The sequence below is a fragment of the Thermoactinospora rubra genome, assembly GCF_002093975.1.
GTDB lineage: Bacteria > Actinomycetota > Actinomycetes > Streptosporangiales > Streptosporangiaceae > Nonomuraea > Nonomuraea rubra_A.
Genome location: NZ_MSZZ01000115.1, coordinates 1 through 1543, shown reverse-complemented (window position 1 = coordinate 1543; position 1543 = coordinate 1). Strand labels below are relative to the sequence as shown.

Genomic DNA, 1543 nt, shown 5'->3' with positions numbered 1-1543 from the left:
CCCCAGCCAGCTAACCCGGCCTCCACGAAACTCGGCGCGGTTCACGGTCGGGCGTCTATCTGGTGTCGGTGGCGGGCAACGCTGCCGATGCTCACCCGGTGCCCGCCGACCAGCCCGAACTGGTGGTGAAGCTGCTGTCGCGCCCCTCGGTGGTCCAGGCGCGATGACGCCGGCCGAGCTTGACGAGAAGTACGGGCGGGTCTGGGAGTTCTTCCCACAGCTGGCCATCGGGGTGGCCGCCGTACGGCGGCAGCGGTCCCTGACCGATGAGGACTACCGGCGCGGCATGGTCCCGGTGCTGCTGGCCGGTGATCTGGTCGGGCTGGTTCCGCAGCTGGAGCGGCAAGCGCGCCTGTAGACACGGCCGCTCCCCACAGGCGCACGGCCGGCGGTAGTGGCTCACATGAGGGGAAACCCTGCTGTCGGCCGTGCCACCACCTCGGGCCACCCGGCCCGAGCGAGAAAGGAGGGCACCCCCAGATGGACCTGTATGCGAGGGATCTCGGCCCGCCGGCCTTCCGCCGCCTGTGCGGCGGCAACCAGCAGGAAGAGGAGATGGAGTCCTGCGTGGAGATCGCGCCCGCTTCCCGGTGAGGTCGACGCCTTCGCCCTGCGCGACTCGAAGAATCCCCAGGCCGGGACGCTCCGGTTCACCAGTGACGAGCTGCGCGCCGCCGGGATGCGGGCCATCTAGGAACCGCCACCCGAGGACGGCCCCTGCCCGCCGGAATCCGGCAGGGGCCGTCCCCTTCCGCGACGATACGGACGGCACGGGAGACCGATGCACTGGCACGCCTACACCTGGACCGGTCACGGCGCCGAGCTCAAACGCGAGGCCGAACGCCGCCCAGATTCCCCGGACTTCGCCACCTCGCCGCTGCCGCCCGTGCGCACCGGGGACTGGCTGGCCAAACCACCCACCAGGATCGCCGAAACGTTCGACGACGCGACCAAGGCGGTGGCGTGGATGGCCGGGGAGTACAGGCCGCTGCGTCCGCAATGCGACATCATCCCGGTCGAGCATCGCTTGGCCGTGGCGACCGATCTTTTGCCGCGTGGGTGGATGTGCAGTGGGGCGAATGGCTGCATGGTGGCCGCTTCGTCACCCTCGGCATGGTGTGCTGCCCGAACGGGCACGTGGCCCATCCCTGTCCCGAGCGTGGTTGATCGAGCCACAGCATCCCGCCCGTGGGGAGGCGCCCAGCGATGCGCGCCTGCTGAAGCGGGTTTGCGTCCGGGGAGCGCGAGGGGTCGGCAGACCCCTCGCCCGGGGGCGTGGGGGGAGGCCGAAGGACTCTCCCCACGAAACACAGCCTGAGCCTCGACAAGCGCGAAGCGCCGAGGCGGCGAAGCCCATGCCCTTGACGCCCGCTCCCAAGCCGCCTCACTTTCCCGTGGGGAGGCGCCCAACGATGCACCCCTGCTGAAACGGGTTCGCGTCCAGGGAGCGCGAGGGGACGGCAGTCCCCTCGCACCGGGGGCGTGGGGGTGGGCCGCAGGCCAATGTCAGGAACTTTAGGGGTCTGGCGTTGGCCGTTGGGCG

At 70.7% G+C, this 1543-nt stretch carries 2 protein-coding genes; one reads left to right on the top strand and one right to left on the bottom strand.

Going from position 1 to position 1543, the window contains the following annotated elements:
• Positions 1 to 163: 163 nt before the first annotated feature.
• Positions 164 to 358, top strand: coding sequence for a hypothetical protein (locus BSB02_RS39125; protein ID WP_084966062.1), 195 nt, complete (start codon positions 164 to 166; stop codon positions 356 to 358).
• A 452-nt stretch (positions 359 to 810) separates the two neighbouring features.
• On the opposite strand, the gene BSB02_RS40405 is transcribed toward BSB02_RS39125, so the two are convergent.
• The gene (locus BSB02_RS40405) at positions 811 to 1137 is read right to left on the bottom strand and encodes a hypothetical protein (RefSeq protein WP_143591777.1); all 327 of its coding nucleotides are present in this window, start codon (positions 1135 to 1137) and stop codon (positions 811 to 813) included.
• Positions 1138 to 1543 lie beyond the last annotated feature (406 nt).

Bases quoted from the DNA above. Each gene is read 5' to 3' on its own strand.
- BSB02_RS39125 (WP_084966062.1), top strand. From the start codon at position 164: ATGACGCCGGCCGAGCTTGACGAGAAGTACGGGCGGGTCTGGGAGTTC.